The 17,932-nt window shown below is 54.5% G+C and carries 14 protein-coding genes; 3 read left to right on the top strand and 11 right to left on the bottom strand.

Features of this window, described 5'->3' with window-relative positions:
* Positions 1-11 precede the first annotated feature (11 nt).
* Positions 12-1,148: a methyl-accepting chemotaxis protein gene (locus AC2T6E_RS01080; protein ID WP_348552756.1), complete on the bottom strand. Its 1,137-nt coding sequence runs from the start codon at positions 1,146-1,148 to the stop codon at positions 12-14.
* A 361-nt stretch (positions 1,149-1,509) separates the two neighbouring features.
* Here AC2T6E_RS01080 and AC2T6E_RS01075 point away from each other — a divergent pair, with 361 nt between their 5' ends.
* From AC2T6E_RS01075 to AC2T6E_RS01065, 3 genes are all read left to right on the top strand, one after another.
* The gene (locus tag AC2T6E_RS01075) at positions 1,510-3,639 is read left to right on the top strand and encodes a putative bifunctional diguanylate cyclase/phosphodiesterase (RefSeq protein ID WP_486690249.1); all 2,130 of its coding nucleotides are present in this window, start codon (positions 1,510-1,512) and stop codon (positions 3,637-3,639) included.
* A gap of 92 nt (positions 3,640-3,731) precedes the next feature.
* A complete protein-coding gene (locus tag AC2T6E_RS01070) occupies positions 3,732-4,964 on the top strand; it encodes a diguanylate cyclase domain-containing protein (RefSeq protein WP_486690247.1) in 1,233 nt (410 codons plus the stop codon).
* A gap of 75 nt (positions 4,965-5,039) precedes the next feature.
* Entirely contained in the window at positions 5,040-5,180 is a 141-nt protein-coding gene (locus AC2T6E_RS01065; RefSeq protein ID WP_010431575.1) for an Ecr family regulatory small membrane protein, read from the top strand.
* A gap of 74 nt (positions 5,181-5,254) precedes the next feature.
* On the opposite strand, the gene AC2T6E_RS01060 is transcribed toward AC2T6E_RS01065, so the two are convergent.
* From AC2T6E_RS01060 to AC2T6E_RS01015, 10 genes are all read right to left on the bottom strand, one after another.
* The gene (locus AC2T6E_RS01060) at positions 5,255-5,734 is read right to left on the bottom strand and encodes a hypothetical protein (RefSeq protein WP_486690245.1); all 480 of its coding nucleotides are present in this window, start codon (positions 5,732-5,734) and stop codon (positions 5,255-5,257) included.
* A 106-nt stretch (positions 5,735-5,840) separates the two neighbouring features.
* Entirely contained in the window at positions 5,841-7,154 is a 1,314-nt protein-coding gene (locus tag AC2T6E_RS01055; protein ID WP_486690243.1) for a VasL domain-containing protein, read from the bottom strand.
* 23 nt (positions 7,155-7,177) lie between these two features.
* A complete protein-coding gene (gene tssE, locus AC2T6E_RS01050; protein ID WP_431643283.1) occupies positions 7,178-7,630 on the bottom strand; it encodes a type VI secretion system baseplate subunit TssE in 453 nt (150 codons plus the stop codon).
* Positions 7,623-8,159: a type VI secretion system lipoprotein TssJ gene (gene tssJ, locus AC2T6E_RS01045; RefSeq protein WP_431643270.1), complete on the bottom strand. Its 537-nt coding sequence runs from the start codon at positions 8,157-8,159 to the stop codon at positions 7,623-7,625. The genes tssE and tssJ overlap by 8 nt, the downstream gene beginning before the upstream one ends.
* A complete protein-coding gene (gene tssG, locus AC2T6E_RS01040) occupies positions 8,140-9,243 on the bottom strand; it encodes a type VI secretion system baseplate subunit TssG (protein WP_431643269.1) in 1,104 nt (367 codons plus the stop codon). The genes tssJ and tssG overlap by 20 nt, the downstream gene beginning before the upstream one ends.
* The gene (gene tssF, locus AC2T6E_RS01035) at positions 9,198-10,961 is read right to left on the bottom strand and encodes a type VI secretion system baseplate subunit TssF (RefSeq protein WP_454539578.1); all 1,764 of its coding nucleotides are present in this window, start codon (positions 10,959-10,961) and stop codon (positions 9,198-9,200) included. Before tssF ends, tssG begins: the two co-directional genes overlap by 46 nt.
* 15 nt (positions 10,962-10,976) lie before the next feature.
* Positions 10,977-11,720, bottom strand: a complete 744-nt coding sequence (locus tag AC2T6E_RS01030) for a YidX family protein (RefSeq protein ID WP_174339643.1) — start codon at positions 11,718-11,720, stop codon at positions 10,977-10,979.
* A 50-nt stretch (positions 11,721-11,770) separates the two neighbouring features.
* The gene (tssA, locus tag AC2T6E_RS01025) at positions 11,771-13,366 is read right to left on the bottom strand and encodes a type VI secretion system protein TssA (protein ID WP_431643267.1); all 1,596 of its coding nucleotides are present in this window, start codon (positions 13,364-13,366) and stop codon (positions 11,771-11,773) included.
* A complete protein-coding gene (locus AC2T6E_RS01020; protein ID WP_486690239.1) occupies positions 13,366-16,785 on the bottom strand; it encodes an ImcF-related family protein in 3,420 nt (1,139 codons plus the stop codon). The genes tssA and AC2T6E_RS01020 overlap by 1 nt, the downstream gene beginning before the upstream one ends.
* Positions 16,772-17,932: a hypothetical protein gene (locus AC2T6E_RS01015; protein WP_427353085.1), complete on the bottom strand. Its 1,161-nt coding sequence runs from the start codon at positions 17,930-17,932 to the stop codon at positions 16,772-16,774. Before AC2T6E_RS01015 ends, AC2T6E_RS01020 begins: the two co-directional genes overlap by 14 nt.

The raw sequence follows: 17,932 nt of genomic DNA, 5'->3' as shown, positions 1-17,932 counted from the left end.
CAGGCTTTTTATCAGAGGGAGGGGATCGGGGAACGTTGACGTCGCGGTGAGGGCTCATCCGCGAGATGTCGCTGGTCAAGCCGGAAATTACGCGTGCGGGTTTGCAGTTCAATCACCTGGTTACGCAGCACATCGGAGGATCCGTTGAGTTCCTCCACCATGGCGACATTGCTCTGCGTCACGCGTTCCAGTTCAGACAGCGCCTGCGTTATCTGCGAAATCCCCTTTTCCTGTTCTGACGTAGAGGCAGAAATATCGTCCATTAACCGGCTGACGTTGTTCGACCCCGCCACGATATCCTGCATATTTCTCTCCGCTTGCGAGACAACGTTAACGCCCTGCGTCACGTTATTGCTGGTCACATCAATCAGCGACTTGATGTTTTTCGCCGCTTCGGCGCTTCGGTGTGCGAGATTACGAACTTCACCCGCCACCACGGAAAATCCTTTGCCATGATCGCCCGCGCGCGCAGCCTCTACCGCCGCGTTAAGCGCCAGAATATTGGTCTGGAAAGCGATACCATCGATAAGGGAAATAATTTCCGTCATTTGCAGGGCACATTCGGTTATAGACTGCATGTTGTTAGCAACCTGCCCCATTAATTGTCCGCCTTTTTGTGCCTGTAACGTCGCGGCATTCGCTTGCTCACTGGCTAAACGGGTATTGTCTGCATTGTTTCGGGTACTCGCAGCCATTTGTTCCATGCTGGCCGCCGTCTGGATCAATGACGCTGACTGCTGTTCGGTCTTTACCGACAGCTCTGCACTGCGGGACGAGAGTTGCTCCGCAAGCGTCATGGCCGTTTGTGAAGAGGATCTGATCTCGCTGACCAGCGTTGCGATGTTACTGGACAAGCTATTAATCCCTGGAATCAAACGCCCGGCACAGTTATTGCCAAATTCAGGGATAGAGACGCCAAGATTGCCCGACGTCACTTCTTCAATACTTTTTTTCACAGTATTGATCGGCGTCACAAGATATTTTGTCATGTACGCCCAAAGTAAAATCAGAGCAATGAGTTGTGCAGTATTCACGGCAATAAAAAGTGACACGCCATTAGCAAACAATGCAATCACTCCGTTATTAACCAAAAAGAGGCATAAAAGGAAATAGACAATAAAAGTTCTAACACTAATATTTCTTAGCATACATTTTCCTACGACTTTATATTTTTATCGGCATTAAAATTTATAGCATTGCACGATAGCTTTGTCCTCACGTTCTGCTCGAGTTTGTTGTTTCGCAGTTTGATTATCGCAATTTCACTTAAGAGAGAACAAAAGCGGGTTTTAGAGGAAATGCAATGCTCGACATGCTGCCGCTCTGGTTTATGCCACCCGGACGCGATACTCTGTTCTTACACCACGCGATAGATATTCATACGTATTTAAGAGGCATTGCATTAAAAACGGGATACTGTTTAGTCGCACTTAAAAGAGTAATTTGTTTAATATATTTTATATTCTTTATTAATTGATAACTCCGTAACTTTTGGCGTGGGATGACATAATGCTCAACGTATCGTGGGACCCTGTTTTAATAGCCATTTCTTATTTGGTGGCGTTTATCGCCTCATTTGTGGCTTTAGACAGCGCGGGTAAAATCCCCCTTGCCCCCCGTAAGGCAGCACTGTTCTGGCGTATGGCCGGTGGCGTGACCTTAGGTATCGGGATCTGGTCTATGCATTTCATCGGCATGCTGTCGATGAAAATGCCGATGATCATGAGCTACCACCTCTGGCTCACCGTCGGCTCGCTGGGTATTGCCGTCGTTGCTTCTACGCTTGCCATTAACATCGCCGTTCCCGAGAAATCGCTTTCCCCTTTTCGACTGATCCTCGCTACGCTGATCCTCAGCGCGGGTGTCGTTTCCATGCACTATGTCGGCATGGCCGCATTAATGCTGAAGGGCAGCATTATCTGGGATCGACGCATTGTCCTCTTATCGGTGCTGATTGCCGTCATCGCGTCCGGCGCGGCACTGTGGCTAGCCTTCCATTTACGAGAAAAGCGTAAAGGCGCGTACATCAACCGCCTTGCGGCTGCGCTAGTGATGGCTGCAGCCATTTGCGCCATGCATTACACCGGAATGAACGCCGCGCATTTCCACGAAATGGAAAACACATTACCAGGCGGTATCAGTGAACTGGGATTATCAATTTGGGTATCCGTCACCACATTATGTTTACTCGGTGTGATGTTGATTATCTCGCTGATGGATTCACACTGGCGGACTAACCGGCTGACGGATAATTTGCGCCAGCTCAACCGACAGCTGGAGTTGCAGGCACGTTTTGATGTGCTTACCGGACTTGCCAATCGTCACCAGATGGACGTGCGGATGCAGGACTGCCTGCACAGCGCACTGCTGAGCAAAAAGCCGTTTGCGGTGATATTTTTCGATATTGACCATTTCAAACGGATTAATGATATCTGGGGTCATCACATTGGCGATGAACTGCTGATAAACGTGGCTCATCGCGTGACTGCACGGTTAACACGCGAAATGACGCTGGCACGCCTGGGTGGTGATGCTTTCATTTTGCTGGTCCCAGAATGCGATGACGACAAGCTGAACGCGCTGCTTTCACCCCTGCTGGACGATATCCGCCGTCCACTTTCCCTTTGCGGGCATACGTTAACCATCACGCTCAGCGCAGGAGTAAGCCTCTATCCTCAACACGGTGAAACCCTGCATGAGCTAAAGCTTAAGGCCGATGCGGCGATGCATAACGTGAAAAAGCAAGGTCGTAACGGCTGGGCCATTTATCGCGCAGAGATGTCGACGACGGTTCCGGCTGAACCTGCCTTTTTGCAGGAGTTATCCCTGGCGCTGGAACGCGATCAGTTTGAAATGTGGTATCAGCCAACCTGGCTGGCAGAAGAGAACACCATTCACGGGTTTGAGGCACTGCTACGCTGGCGTCACCCGGAACAAGGTGTTTTACTGCCCACTCTCTTTTTACCGTCGCTGGAACAAACCGGGTTGATTATTCCCGTTGGTAACTGGGCGATTGAAGCGGCCTGTAAACAGCTGAGTTTCTGGACTGAACAAGGGTTCAGCCAATGGACATTGTCATTCAACCTGTCGCCGATGCAATTTGAGCAGCAGGATATCTTTCAGGTTATCTCGTCCATGCTGCAAAAATATAACCTGGCCCCCTCCCGGTTGATCCTTGAAGTGACGGAAAGCACGGCGCTAAAAAACCTCGATCGCAGCATTGAATTGCTCACCGCGTTCAACCAGGCAGGGATTACCGTTTCGATAGATGATTTTGGTACGGGTTATTCGAATCTTCTCATGCTCAGCGTCTTACCGGCGAAAGAGCTAAAAATCGACAAAAGTTTTGTCAGTTCAATGTTTGAAAATGAGAAAAGCAGAAAGCTTGTGGAAACGATAATTACCATCGCCCGGACTCTGGAGATGAATGTCGTTGCAGAAGGAATTGAAACCGAAGCGCAGCGGGCAATGCTGGTGAGTCTGGGTTGTGATTATCTCCAGGGGTTCCTGTACTCCCGCCCTTTACCTGCAGAACAGGTTCCGTGGCTGCTGCTGCAAAAAACGTCTGAAAGACAGATTATACCAATCGGTAAAATTCAGGCGGAATCCCCTTTTATTTCACAAAAAAACCACGCCTGATGTGATGAAGTAAGGTATGTTTCAAAGGAGCCCACGCGAGTCAATTCCGGCGTGATCGTCAGGTATACCGTGCCGATGTACAGGAATTCCCTATGTCGCAATATTGCTTCGATGCGCTGAATGTTATTAAAAACCCGGTGTGGCTGATTTCACCCGTCGCGGAAAATATTCTATTTGCCAATACTGCGGCGACTAAACTTATGGGTGATAAAACGCTGACCGAGATGCGCACTGGGATCTATTCCGCTAATGCGCAAACCGCTCTCTCAATGTATGTTCCCGAACTTAAAAGCGAACTGGATATCGTCGAAATACTCACCGTCTGGCGAGACAATCAAGAGAGTACGCTGAGCTGTCGTCTGACGCTTACGCATCTGGCACCTTATGGTGATGTGATTGTGTTTGAGGGGCTTTCGCAGCAGGCGCCTTCCGGGCTTAAAGCCAGCCGTTCAGCAACCTATCAGCGAAAAAAACAGGGATTCTACGCGCGCTTTTTTCTTACTAACAGCGCACCAATGTTGTTAATCGATACGGCACGTGATGGCCACATTGTTGACGCCAACCTGGCTGCGCTTAATTTTTATGGCTACACCCATGAGGAAATGTGCCGTAAACATACCTGGGAAATCAACACGCTTGGGCGCGACATCTTGCCTATTATGACGGAGATCGCCAGCCTGCCCGGAGGACATAAACCGCTAAATTTTGTCCACCGACTGGCGGATGGTTCGACCCGACACGTACAGACCTACGCCGGACCCATTGAGATCTACGGCGATAAGCTGATGTTGTGCATTATTCACGATATCACTGAACAAAAGCGGCTCGAGCAGGAGCTGGAACATGCAGCCCTGCGAGATTCAATGACCGGCCTGCTTAATCGCCGACAGTTTTACAACATCACAGAGCAAACCACGCTTTCTCACCTCCCGGCACAGCAGCAGTTTAGCCTGATGCTGGTAGATACTGACCATTTCAAAAACATCAATGACCTCTTCGGACATCTTAAGGGTGACGAGGTACTCATTTCGCTTTCGCGCACGCTGGAAGCCTGCAGCCGTCCCGATGACTACGTTTTCCGCTGGGGTGGCGAAGAGTTCGTGCTCCTGCTGCCGCGAACCACGCTTGAAACCGCGATGCAGATAGCGGAAACCATTCGCGCCGCGGTAGCGCATATTACGATCCCTGGATTGCCCCGCTTCACCGTCAGCATCGGCGTTGCACGACACAACCAGGGCGAAAGCATTGATGACCTCTTCAAACGTGTCGATGATGCGCTCTACCGCGCCAAGAATGACGGTCGCAACAAAGTGCTGGCCGCATGAAGCTGGAGTTGTGAAGAAAGCCCCGTTAGAATCCCAGCCAGGGCTGAAACAGACTTCAGGTGGGTAATTGCTTAGATGGGAAAAACAGAAATACTCCTCACCTTAATTATTCTCTGCCTTATTATATTGGGTTTGTGGTTTATTTTTAGCGGTGAAATCTGGGTGCTGGTCGCCTATTTTGAAAATAGCCTTTATCCGACCATTGAAGCGCCGTAAGGCTCGTTTAAAGCCTTGCGCCAGTGATGTCTTACATTACAGTGCTCAATGTGCCGGATACCCGGCTGGAATATTCAGGCCAGACAGTCCACTGCCAGGAAAAAATGATTTTCCGTCATAATGGCATTCTCTTTTACGCCCTGCTGTTCACGCCGGATAAACCAGCCTTCCTCCGGTGCCATGCTCAGGCAAAACACCTGGCTGATGCCGGGCGCATCAACCCGCATTGTCACACAGCCCCTCTCCGCGCTACGACAGAGTTGCTCTGGCATAATACTCACGCTGCAATCTCCGTTCACCAGCCGGATGGTGGTGATGTCATACCGGCATATGCCGCTGCTAAGGCTGTAACCAAGAGTACTCAGGTCATGAATATGCTTTGTCGACACAATGACCTCAATTCCACTTCCCTCAAACCACACACAAATCTGCTGTGCCAGCGCATCCATCCGCTGACGGAATGCCCTGATTTCACCCTCAGCTGATTCGTGATCGGGCGGGATACTGTCATTTTTCTGCTGTACTCTTTTGAAAAACCGGTCTCTGGCTGACACGTTGTCGTCCCTGTTAACATTTCGCACACTGTTGAGCCAGATTCAGCGTGGGAAACGCTGACCGGCCATTATCTTTTTTTCTTAACCGCTCCATCGCCTTCTTTGCCTATTCCACTGTTTTTTGTTTCAGCGCAGCATAGCGGGTAATCAGCTGTTGAAGATGCTGTTCCGTCTGGCTCTGCAGCGCTGCAGGCCAGGGTTGATTTTGCGGTAACGCGGACAGCTGACGCAGCTGCTCCTCGACCGGCACAGCGCTGTTGAACGACTGCGACATGGCAAACACGGCCGATTTCAGCTCGCTAACCGTCATGTACTTGCCCCTCTGTTCATCAAGGGCATTCAGCCGCTTCGCCAGCTGCTCTAGCTGCGTCATTCCCTGATGCCAACCATTAAGATTGTCCTCAGGAAATGCCGCGATCGCGATTTGTCGCTGCCACTGCTGCACCAGCGGTTTCGCCTGTTCTGGCCACAGCATCAGCGCCTGCTTCAGAAGTTCATCACTATAACTGATGGCCCAGTCCGGTTTTAACTGCACAAGCCGCGTGAGCTGCTGCTGTGTCTGCCTGATGCCCGTATCAGGCGAAGGAATGGATTGACGGAAAAGCCGGATTTGTTCATCCGAAAGCGCTGCGGGTAACGGGGCAAGCGTTGCCGCAAACTGCATTTGTGCTGGGTCAGGCTTATGCATTATCTGCCATCCCAGGACCGTCGAGCCGGACAGTAGCAGCATGCTCAGCATTCCGGCAATAAACGGCTTCCAGGGTTTTACGGGCGCTGGAGATTCCGTCTCCATTTGCACATGCGGCTGAGGATCAGGTTCAATAACGTACACCCGCTTCACTCGATCTGCCTGCGCAAGGGACACGGCCTCACCCGGGAGGCTCACGCCAGCGTTTTCGCTGTTTTCCAGCCGGACCGCTGCGTTATGGATCAGTATGCGCAGGTCATCAAGCTGGCTGGTATGCTTTAACTCCAAACGCTGTAACACGTCACCCAGCGCATTCAAATAAGCCTCTGCCTGGTACAGTTGGCTGAGGTCGGCATAGCTCAGCGTCAGGGTACGCATCACCTGCTGTAGCCGCTTACTGAGGGAACTGATAATTTCCATCCGGGCATGCATCGGCTGAGGCCATATGTTCCCCCACTGACGTGAAAGAAGCGCATCCATAATCGCCAGTCCTTCATTCATGCCGTACAAACCGGAGAGATGCGTGCGCGCAAGCGTATACCAGGCGGCGGTCTGCAGCTCCACACCGTTGTGTTCAAAGAGCGAAAGGCAGAGCGTTTCCGCGTGCGGCCAGTTTACGTCCGGACGTGCCGGATGCGTCAGCTTGCTCATTTCATCGCGCAGGGATACATAATCGGCAAGCGTGCGCGGGTCACCGCCGGGTTTAAGGTGACGCTCAGGGTATGTTGTCATGTCGGTTTCAGCCAGAATAAAAACTAGATTGCGGAGCGGGCATCCAGATACTGCTGCTGTTTGAGGTGGCGAATGAGCACGCGCCCTTCGGGCATAAACTCGGTGCCGTAACGTACCAGGCCGATGCCTTTGAGTTCGGCGTCAATGGCATAGCGCAGCTCGCCGGGGACGTTCTGCTCCAGGAGTACAACGTCTATCTTTTTCAGGCGTGGCTCATACTTGAGCAGGACGGCAGACAATGTGCCCATAAGCTCATGGGCCGTGCCCGGCATGCCCTGCAGGATTTTCGTCATATCGGGCAGCCCGTAATCAGGCAGATGTGCCAGCGTTCCGGCTCGACAGTTTAGGACACGCTGCATGTTATCAAGTACCGAAAGGATGACCTGATTTTGCTCACTAACCTGATTAAGATCGTGGTCGCCCGCAAAGTTGCCATAGAGCATTTCATACAGTGAAGGACGGGATAACTCATTCATCATTCACCGCCTGCAGGGTCAACCGGTTATTGCCCGCTTCGATGACGCGTGCCTTATCCGGATCAAGGTCGTCACGGCTAAGCACCACGCGCCAGGTGTTGTTTGCTTGGTCCGGCGACATAAACATCCCAGCCACCGCCACATACTGCGCATCTTTCTCCATTGGCATATCGACCATCACCGTTCCCCCCGGCTGCAGGCGGATATCTTTCTCAGCCACCAGGTCTGATTTAATGGCCTGACTGTCAGCCTTAAACAGTGACGGATAGTCTGTACTGTCAAAGGTCTTGCGGTCCTTCAACTGGTAAATACGCACCACAGTGGACAACGCCACCCCACCGGCGTTGTGGTTCACCCCCTCGCGGGCGCGAATGTCGAGGTGCAGGGTTTTCACCTGTTTATAAAAGATTGATTTAGTGACGGCCACGGTGCCGTCTGTCACTTTTTGCGTCAGCCCGCAGCCCGCCAGTATCAATGTGATACCTGCAACCAGCGCAGCCAGAGGAAATTTACCAGCGGTACTCGCCATCTTCATCGGTCTCCCTGCGGTGAATATTTTCCTGTACCCGCTCATAGCGGCCCAGATTAATGGTGATCGTTTTGGAGTTTGATGCGGTCTTAGCCGCATTCAGCGGTCGCATCACGGCAGTGCGGCCCAGCTGCACCGCCCCGGCGTTGGGTTTACTGCTCATGGTCGCGTCAGGCAGCAAAGTTCGGTCGACGCACAGCTGCAGGCGGACATCGAGTCGCGCCCCAAGATACACGTGCAGCAGCGCCATCAGGTCCGTGTGAAGCTCCCCACCCGGTAACCAGCCCTGCACTTCTGTCGGGTTAGTGGTGGTCAGATGCATCAGCACCTGACTGTTTACGTCGGTGGCATAGCTGCCCATCACCGGACGGTTTGTCAGGGTGACGGGCTGACTGACGCTCATGGTCAGGAGCTTCTTCAGCGGCACACGGCGTTTGTCGTGGTGCCAGACTTTCGCCTGCGTGTTGGGTGCCAGCAGGCGCACCAGCGAGGCCATGCCTTCTGCGGTACGCCCCGGCAGCAACATGACTGGCAGTAGTGCCAGAAAGCGCGAAGCCGGGGTCGCGATATTGTCCGTGCAGCCGTTAATCCCGAGCCCGGCCAGCCCCAGAAGATACTGCGAGGTGTTGTCCTTACCGCCTTCCTCAAAGGCTGCCGGATACGAATATTTCCGCCAGATGCGGTAGTACTGAGCAATCAGCCGGTGGTTGAAGATATCGAGGAAATCCGCAGTGGCTTCGTACCCTTCCCGCCGCTGGGTGATGTCATCGATATAGTGCGTCGGCAGCGGAGACTCCACGCCATAGAGCCCCATAAAGGTGATACGTACCCTCGGCGGCAGATGCGGGTGCTCCGGTGGTTCAATCTCTTTGATTTCGGAGGCCGGGAAGCCCATCCCCGGGAGTGGCCGAAAACGCACCGGTTCATGACGTACCTGCCAGGTGCTGCCCGTAACCGGTTTGTCCGGCTGGCTCTGCTCCAGTAACTGGCAGAAGCGGTAAAAATTGATATATGGCAGCCGGTCACCCAGCCGCTCCATCAGCCGGGCAGGCGCGGACTGTGATTCTCTTTCCACCTGATGCATTTTCCTTCTGGCTGAACGATGAGGGTGAGCTGGTTGAACTGGTTCATGTCGGCGTAGAGGGCAAAGAACCGGTTGAGCATTTCGCCGAAGAGATGAATATCGCCCTCCCCCGTAAACCCGTTGCTGTTGAGTGTCACTTCGATATCCAGGCCGCGCAGCAGGAAGCCCTGCTCAAAACGCTGAAGACGGTGATGCGCCACATGCTGTATCGCCTCCAGACGCCGGGTGTTCAGTTCATCTTCCTGCCAGTTGTAGAGCGCAAGCGTTCCGCGCAGTACTTCGGCGGTACTCATCATGTTCAGGAATCCGGAGCCCAGGTGGCTCAGCACCCGCCAGTGGAAACGGTCTTCTGCAGGCGGGTAGACCGGTAGCGTCGGCTTGCAGAGGTTGCGTACCGAAAGCTGTGTGCTGACCACCTGCTCACAGCAGTCCAGCAGCGTGCTCTGCAATGCCCGGCGTGGTAACTGACCGTTGGTGCCGGTGATTTGCAGCGACACGGCTTCACGCTCAAACAGGCGGTCATCTTCCCACTGATGTCCTCCCAGTATTAACCAGGTATCATACAACCCGGTCACACTGCGCTTCACGCGGGTGTGGTAGTAACGCGGTGGTGCCTGGCGGCGCATCATCCCGCCTTTATGGCGGAAGGAGCTGAACGGCACGTACTCCGCGTCGTTCGTCCGGTTTGAGCCAGTGACCGAATCCACGGAGTAAATCTCGGTGTGTCCGTCCTGCAGCCGTTTGGGACGCAGCAGGTACTCACTTTCAAGGCCCGTAATGGTGAGCGGGTCCGCCTCCAGCGTGAACAGATTAATGACCGGCACGCAGTGCAGACGAATGGCGTCACCGGTGACCGGCAGGTCAGTCGGCCACAGCGCGCTGAACACCACTTCAATGTCGAAGTACTCTGCCCCGGCAGGCGGCGTAATGCCGTCCAGGCCGTTGAGGTGGACAAACATAAACTTGTCGCGGAAGGTGAAGTACTCCAGCAGCAGTTGGTAGCCACTGAAAGCGGTATCCCCTTTCGGCCACAGCCCGTCTTCCTCGGCAAATCCTCCCGGCGAGAAGTACCCGTCAAGACGGATGCGGTCGGTCTGCCCGGGCAGACGCATGTACAGTGCCGCCTGGCGCTTCGTCAGCATCAGGTGCAGCTGACTGCTTACGGGTGCGTCCGCCCCGAGATACAGGTTCAGACGGCTGAGGTCAGTGTGTGACCAGTCGGCCTGGCTGCTGCAGGCCAGGCGCATCCGCAACAGCGAACGACCGTCAGGCTCGGTGGTCATGGTAACCGCTGAGACACTCAGGGGATTGAGCATTACATCCTGGGTTGTACGGTAACGACAGACCGTGTTCTTCGGCCCCACCGGGCGGGAGTACACCTCCAGCCCCGCAGGGACGACTTCGGCCATTTTTACGGTATTCGGCGCCGGTGTCAGCGCCACCACCGAAAGCGACGGAATGGTACGCAGATAATGCGGCCAGAGCATACTGACCAGCCCTTCGGTGAGTTCTGGCAGGTCGTCGTCAATCTTTTCGCGCAGTCGCCCCATCGAGAAAGCAAAGCCTTCAAACAGACGCTCGACATACGGATCCGGTGTACCAGCTTTATCCAGGTCGAGCATAGCTGCGCGATCGGGATGGGTCTGCGCGAACTCTTTTGCGGCTTCACGCAGGTAGCGCATTTCTGCATCGAAATAGCGCAGGGTTAAATCTTCCATAAAACACCTGTTTGATTAATGTCCGAATGGTGAAGGGCCATTAATGAGCTGAAGCAGACTTAATGATATCGGGAAAAAAACAATATCAGCAGAGAGTGCTAACGGGGTAACGACAATATTGGTCGCCAGATTTACGGGGTGAAAATCGGTTCCAGACTCTAGCGAATAAAACTGAATGCTGTACGTTCTACCCAAAGATTCAGTCTTATCAAAAGTATAATTAAGGCTCGCTTTGGGAATAATTACTCCCGTGATATATACATCCCGGGCATACCGGACACCGTTGCTCCGGAAGCCTGCATGCTGAACAGTATTTAACTCTTCTGTTGAAAGCATCCTGGAGGATTTATTGACGTCGACAGGTAGTGCATCGCTGAACTGAAGCACGCTGTCGCTGCCTGACGGTTTGTTTATCCGAAACTTAAGGGTGTTCTCTTCCCGACCTGATATCAGAGGAATTTTGCTTGCAAGTTTATTCAGGAACAAAAGTTCATCTGCCCCCTGGGTCAGAATGTATATATTTTTTTCACCGACAAAGGCAACACCTTCAGAGGGAACTTTAATAGTCGTTTTTTTGCTTCCCTGAACAGCAGAAAGAGCAAGGTTTTTATACTGAAAAACACCGGTTACACTATCCTTAATCTGAATATGCCTTTCTGTTTTTGGCTCGGCGACCTTATTCCCTCCCCACAGTAGTGCAGTACAACCTGAAAGCAAGAACATCACACCTAAACAAGTAAATATTCTAAGACGTTTCATTTTTTAATTTCCCTTGATTCTGATTTTTTTCCTGAAGGTATGACTCATTATCATCCGCAAAGCACGGCGGCACGGGCTGGATCGACGGCAATCAGCCCGGCAAGTAACTGGTCCATTAACGGTGTAAGGCGGGCCTTATCAGCCTCACTGCGACTGGCTTTCAGCCGCAGGAGTTTCAGATGACGGGCCTGTACCTCAAACAACAGCTCAGGCTCCCAGTTCGTAAGGGTGAGCTCACCGGCCCGCTCGCCCAGTTCCGCAAACAGATGCACCGCCAGGTCATTTTTGCCGTACTGCTCCGCGATACGCCCCATCAGCAGGCGCAGCAGCCACTGCTGCCGTACGGTGGTGTTGCCGGGACGGGTCTGCAACCAGCCCAGTGCCGCATCCGGGCCTTCACTGTCGGCCAGTGCCACCGCTTCCGGCTCCAGCGCCAGAATGTCATCTTTACCGGCAGTTACCGAAGCTGATGGCGTGTCGTTGTCCCAACCGCCGACCGTATCCAGCACGCTCTGCTGGATCCAGTCCAGCGTCACGTCATCCGCAAATGGCGTGCCGTCACTGAAGGCCAGTGTTTCGAGCCCGGACAGACGGGTCAGCAGCCCTTTCAGGTCAGCCGTGATAATACCGGCCAGCGTGTCCTGACCGGATTTCGTCAGCGCCTGATGGATATACCACTGCAAATCCAGCCACAGGTGATTGGCACCACGGGAAAACGTGCTGTCCGCCGTTTCCAGCATTTCAGCCCAGTTCTGCTGCAGGTACAGGCGTTTGAGCAGTGCCCGCTGGTCTGCCCGTGGCGGCTCAATGCGTGTACGCCCCTGCGCATCCGGGGCCGGAATAGCCCGCAGAGTGTCGTGACGCAGGCTTTTCATCAGATGATGCGCTGACAGCCAGCCATCCGGCTGCTCGCGCAGGTATTCGGTGAGGGTGCGGGCCTGGGCCAGCAAATCCTGGCCGGAGGTGATCCGCCCGATTGCCGGGGCGTCGCTGTGGCTGGTCATGGCAAGTGTGTCGCTGGTATCGGCGTTCTGCGGTACCACCGCATCCACGCCCCCCGCTTTCTGCAGACGGCTTTCCAGCGCACCGTACAGCGCGTTAAGTTCCGGACGGGTTTCATCCGGCTCATTTTCGGTCAGTTGTGCTATCAGCAGCAGCGCCCCTGTGGTACGCATCGCATCGTTCCTGACCACTTCCGGGTACAGGGAGAGAGAATCCGTCATACGCGAACACGCCAGCCATTCCAGCGCCGCCTTACGACTGCGGTCACGCTGCGGGTGCAGCTGTGGTCCAAAGCGCTCCAGCAGACCGGCCAGCAGCTCAAGTCCTTCATCCAGTCCCTGCTCGCCTTCGCGGTGCAGCTTCGCCCAGCAGTAGTACGTCGCGACGCGAATGTCTTTCGCGGTCGTGGTCAGCAGTTTCTCCGCCAGCCGGCAGATGAGTTCGGTATCCGCGCCGGAGAGTTTGTTGACCTCTTCGCGCATTTGCTGGAAGTCATCGTCATAGCCCGGGTCTTCGCCAGCGGGCGATGAAACGGACAGCGGCTGCAGCCAGTTGTCCCACTGCGCCACGCGCTCACGGGTTGCCGCAAGTAGAGGTGCCTGCTCAGTCTGGCAGGCGCTGATTAAGGCATTTAGCGTGTTCATCAATATACGTCCTCTGTATTATTACCTGCACTGGCAACCTGGTCTGGCGATGTTGCACCGGTGGTGCTGAAGATGGTTTCCGGCAGACGGAAATTACGCAGTTTCAGCAGCGCCAGCGGTCCCTCGCCCGCCTCGGTACGAAGGGTGTAATTGAGCGTACGTCCGTCCTGCGCTTTCCAGCTCAGACTGTAACTGCTGTCCACGCCCGGGTAAGCACTGACCACAGCTTTATCAAGCAGACGTATCCAGCCCCAGGCGCCAGGGATATCGGCGTACTGACGGGTTCCTGCCTGCGTGCTTATCCAGCTCAGGTTCGCACCGGGTGCTTCGGTATCCGCAGGCCAGGCGAAGCGCTTCCATGCCGGCAACTGGTTCACATAAATCAGCTTCTGGCTGTCGATAACCATATCCGTCTGCATCACGCCACCAGCGGTACCCGGGCGCAGTTCAAAGTTCATCCCGGCATTGCCTTCTGTAAAGGCGACATCCGAGATATGGCTCAGGGTGTTAATGGCATTGAGGAATGCCGGGTTAAAGGCCAGCCCCTGCGAGTTGATGCAGTCCGGCACCCAGTGGTTGCCCTCTTTGTGCAGCACACCTTTGAGGCGGGTCTGCAGGAACTGGGCAATACGCCCGGAATCTGCATTGAGGTATTTAGCCAGCAGCGGCAGGGAGACATCACTGCTGGAATTATTAAACGGCCAGCGTCCACCGAAGGCACTGTTCCACTCAGCCACCACCGCCTGTCGCCACTGGGCATTGAGGCTGTCGGCCGCCGGAGTCAGTACCTGCTGCCAGGCCTGCTCCATCGGCTGAACAAACACGGTACGGCCAAAACCGCTCCACTCCTGTCCCAGACCTGCTGCAATCAGACTACCGTAGTCACGAGTTTCGGTCAGGTCCACGGCTTTGCCCTGGAATACAGTCTGGGCAATAGTCTGGGTCATTGCCTGCGGGTCGGCAGCATTGGTCACCTGCTGCAGGCGCAGACGCACCTGCGTCACCCGGGTCAGGTAGGATTGCAGGCTCAGTTCCTGTGCACCCGTGCGATTTTTTTCCATCAGCGCCAGCACCGGGCCAAAGGTCGCATCCAGCGGACCGTGAACGCCGGCACTCTGGTCAATGACATCCTGACTATCACCGCCCAGCAAATTTTTCGCTGATTTCACCAGCGAATCCGAAATGGCTTCACCGGTCTGCCCGGTGCGCCCCTGCACATTCAGGGTGTTCATCAGCGCCACCAGTGGTGACTGACGCACATCGGCCATCAGGGTCAGCTGGTCAATGGAGTCTGACAGCGTGACGGCCTGATTCCAATGCAGGCTATTGAGGAACTCAAGCCATGCCCCGCCGAAGTCGGCAAAGTAACGCTCCGTCAGGCGCTTTTTCAGCGCTTCCGGAGAGGTTTGATCCTGTTTATTCACCTGCCGCTTGCTGTCAGTCAGTACCCAGTCAAGCTCGTCCCGGCGCGCCTTCACCACCTTTTCGATGGCGGGCTGTACCGCCTGCTCCCAGGCCTGGCGGGTAAACATCCCCGGCACGATTTCGGTGGTTCTGAACAGGCGGGCGGCGTCAGTATCGCCGGTCATGTCTTCAAGGCGCATATCGACATACAGGTGCGCCACCTGAGAGAGCATTTTCTGGTACAGGGTCGATTCGCTGTTACGTACCCCCATCAGGCGAACCAGCAGGGAACGCGCCTGGCTGACCATGTTTTCATCGGCTCGCAGTTTCCACTCAGTATGTGTGACCAGTTGTGCGCCATAGAACGACAGCAGCGACGGGGCCATACCCTGCCAGATGCCGTTTTTTACACCGTCACGCATCGGCCAGTCATTCAGCAATGCAGAGCTGAACCAGGCCGCGTCCATATGTTCCGGACGCGCCAGCATCAGGTAGAGCCTGAGTTGGTCATATGTGGTTCTGGCCATCTGCTCACGCAGCGGGCTGCCCGGTGGCAACGCATTAAAGGCACTCAGTTGTCCCTGCAGATGATCAGCGGCGGCATCCCGCAACAGCGGCAGCGCGCTGTCCTGGTAACGCGGCCAGAGTGCCGCCAGCAGCACATTGTTCTGGCTCAGCCCGGCCTGCTCGTACCATGGCACACCGTGCTCAGCGCGGTACTGCAGGCGAGCCAGCGTTTTTTGCAGTTCAGACAGCGCATGCAGGCGCTGAGCCAGGGGCTGATTCTGCCGGGCGGCAAGTGCGGCCTGGGCATTCGCACCGGCAATCTGGCTGCGGTTGGTGACATACGCAAGCCCCATCCACGCAGCCCAGCCCACCATCGACAAAGCGACAACCGACGCAAACACTTTGCGCCATGGAATACCCGGCTTGCGTGGACGCAGTCCGGCAGGAAGTGTCCGGACCGATTCAGGCAAAACATCCCAGCGTTTATCCATGCCCCAGTGGTGTGTCACGGCACGTTCAGCGCCGGCAGAAGGCTGACTGAACACCACACCGGCCAGTGGCAGCGGGCGGTACGGATTGAGCATCACCGCCAGCGGTGCGGTCACGCTTTCCGGCTCACGAATGAGCTGGTCGGCAAGCGTCAGCAGGAAGTTATGTTTCACTTCACCGCAGGTCTGCTGAAGACCCTGTGAAGTCAAATCTGGCGTCAGGGCGGACAGTTGCTCTGCCAGCCCTTCGGGGCGGCAGCCGGCAGGTAACAGACAACCGATAGCCTGAGTAATGCGCCCTTCCGGTTTACCGGCGCGCGGATGCAGGGACCAGACAAAGAGAGGAAGTTTCCAGCCAAGCGCTTCCATCCGATCGCTGATGGCGTGGGACAGGGAATCCATGGTGCTTTCAGACGGTACCGGCAACGGCTGTCCCAGCCCTGGTGCTGAGAGTTGGTCAAAAGCCGAGGTGACCCACACCAGCCCGTCCACCGGGCGACTGCGCAGTTTGCGCAGCGCTGTAAGCCAGGCACTGTCTGCTGGCGTATTGAGATCACCGCCCCACAGCAAAAGTGTGCCGCGGTCTTCCTGCCAGAGCTGGCCTGTCAGGCCAGGGGTCAGCAGTTCTACCTCAGAGACGGTGCCAGTGATCAGCAGGATGCGTGTTTTACGGGCCCAGCGACGACCGTAGAGGTTACGCATGGCGTCACGGATTGTATCAACGGTGACATTGCGTGGTGCTGTCTGCTTGACACGATCTTCATCGGCCGGCAGGACACTTTTACGCGTCCCCTGAAAACGCGACCACTGTTGTTTAATCGCGAGACTCATGATTTTGCCATGGCGGACAAGCAAAAGAAGGATTATAGCTGCCACAGATCCCAGCAACTTTAGTCTATTGCTTGTCAGTCCGAACGCATCACCCTTTTTCCAGATGACCAATCCTATCGCAACAGCAATTAGTGTGGTAATGCTGAGGCGCCCCCAGTTACCACGCCACACTGAACTATCCTTCGCCATTCATCAGATTCCCTGTAGTTACGGTATTTACAAATCGCTGCTCTTTGTCACCCGAAAGCATCAGGCAATCTTCTTTTGTGAGCAGAGCTATATCACTGACGACGGCGGCCATAATCCACGGTGAGAAGGGACCACTTAGTCCGGCATATTTTTCCAGCCAGTGGCACTGCTGAGGTTTCCAGCTGCCTTCATATTGTTTTGCACTGGTCAGAAGAGCGGAAAAATCATCGCCCCACTCCATGCTGTCACCCACAATTGCACGCGCAGCAATAGCCTGTGACTGGGTCGAGAAAAAGGTATCGAGCTCTTTACTCAGCATTTGGGTTGATTCAATCGACATAGGCCGAAGCAGGCGAGCGTGATGCTTTAGCTGATACTTCGTTGCTACATCATCAGAGGTCAACATTAAAGCCGAGAGCGAATCACTGTACTCATTCCCTCCCTGAGTCTGGTGAACCAACAAAAGCTCAACATCCAGAATCGGGGCTTTAAGGCGTTCGCCCACCCAATCGAAGGCCCGGCCTTTAAGAATCGTCAGTAACGGTACGGGATAGGCCATTCCAACTACCTGGAGCCAGCATGCTGTAAATTCTCTCTGCAATGTCTCATCAGGATCGTATGAATCAGTCAGTAAGGTTGCGTGGAAAGGGAGGTCTGATAAGCGCTGTAATTCTGATATGTCCAGTCCCCCAATCAAGGCTGAAAAAGTATCTTCGCCATTAGGTAACGTTATTCTCCGAGAAAGAGAGCTACTCTGCTCGAGATCTTTGGAGGTCTGCAGAAATCTTGATGGTGTCAATTTATCAGGCAGAATAACCCGGCTATTCAGAACCGCCAGATAACGCCCGGCCCAGGAAACCCATTGCTGTTGTGCATAATCTGCTTCATCAGATTCAAACTGGTGACGATCCATTGCGTGGTTATACATCCAGCCGCGAATACAAATCGTCACGAACCAGATGAAAAGAGGACTTCCTGCAACAATCCAGAGGTTAAATTTTTGCAATTCACCAAGAAACTGATTGGCGTGGAGTACAAAGAGCAACACTCCAGCAATAACAGCAACAAGGCCTGCAATCAGCCAGATGACCAGTGAAGGCTCATCAGGTTCTGCAGCAATTGTGGCTTTCTGACGCTCCCAGCTCAT

The sequence above is a fragment of the Enterobacter sp. B79-1 genome (assembly GCF_057444735.1).
Note: the sequence above shows the minus strand (reverse complement) of the source record. Positions and strands in the feature narration are given on the sequence as shown.

Bases quoted from the DNA above. Each gene is read 5' to 3' on its own strand.
- tssJ (WP_431643270.1), bottom strand. From the start codon at position 8,159: ATGGCGAGTACCGCTGGTAAATTTCCTCTGGCTGCGCTGGTTGCAGGT.
- AC2T6E_RS01055 (WP_486690243.1), bottom strand. From the start codon at position 7,154: ATGACAACATACCCTGAGCGTCACCTTAAACCCGGCGGTGACCCGCGC.
- tssG (WP_431643269.1), bottom strand. From the start codon at position 9,243: ATGCATCAGGTGGAAAGAGAATCACAGTCCGCGCCTGCCCGGCTGATG.
- tssE (WP_431643283.1), bottom strand. From the start codon at position 7,630: ATGAATGAGTTATCCCGTCCTTCACTGTATGAAATGCTCTATGGCAAC.
- tssF (WP_454539578.1), bottom strand. From the start codon at position 10,961: ATGGAAGATTTAACCCTGCGCTATTTCGATGCAGAAATGCGCTACCTG.
- AC2T6E_RS01020 (WP_486690239.1), bottom strand. From the start codon at position 16,785: ATGGCGAAGGATAGTTCAGTGTGGCGTGGTAACTGGGGGCGCCTCAGC.
- AC2T6E_RS01030 (WP_174339643.1), bottom strand. From the start codon at position 11,720: ATGAAACGTCTTAGAATATTTACTTGTTTAGGTGTGATGTTCTTGCTT.
- AC2T6E_RS01080 (WP_348552756.1), bottom strand. From the start codon at position 1,148: ATGCTAAGAAATATTAGTGTTAGAACTTTTATTGTCTATTTCCTTTTA.
- AC2T6E_RS01075 (WP_486690249.1), top strand. From the start codon at position 1,510: ATGCTCAACGTATCGTGGGACCCTGTTTTAATAGCCATTTCTTATTTG.
- AC2T6E_RS01065 (WP_010431575.1), top strand. From the start codon at position 5,040: ATGGGAAAAACAGAAATACTCCTCACCTTAATTATTCTCTGCCTTATT.
- AC2T6E_RS01015 (WP_427353085.1), bottom strand. From the start codon at position 17,932: ATGAGCTGGGAGCGTCAGAAAGCCACAATTGCTGCAGAACCTGATGAG.
- tssA (WP_431643267.1), bottom strand. From the start codon at position 13,366: ATGAACACGCTAAATGCCTTAATCAGCGCCTGCCAGACTGAGCAGGCA.
- AC2T6E_RS01070 (WP_486690247.1), top strand. From the start codon at position 3,732: ATGTCGCAATATTGCTTCGATGCGCTGAATGTTATTAAAAACCCGGTG.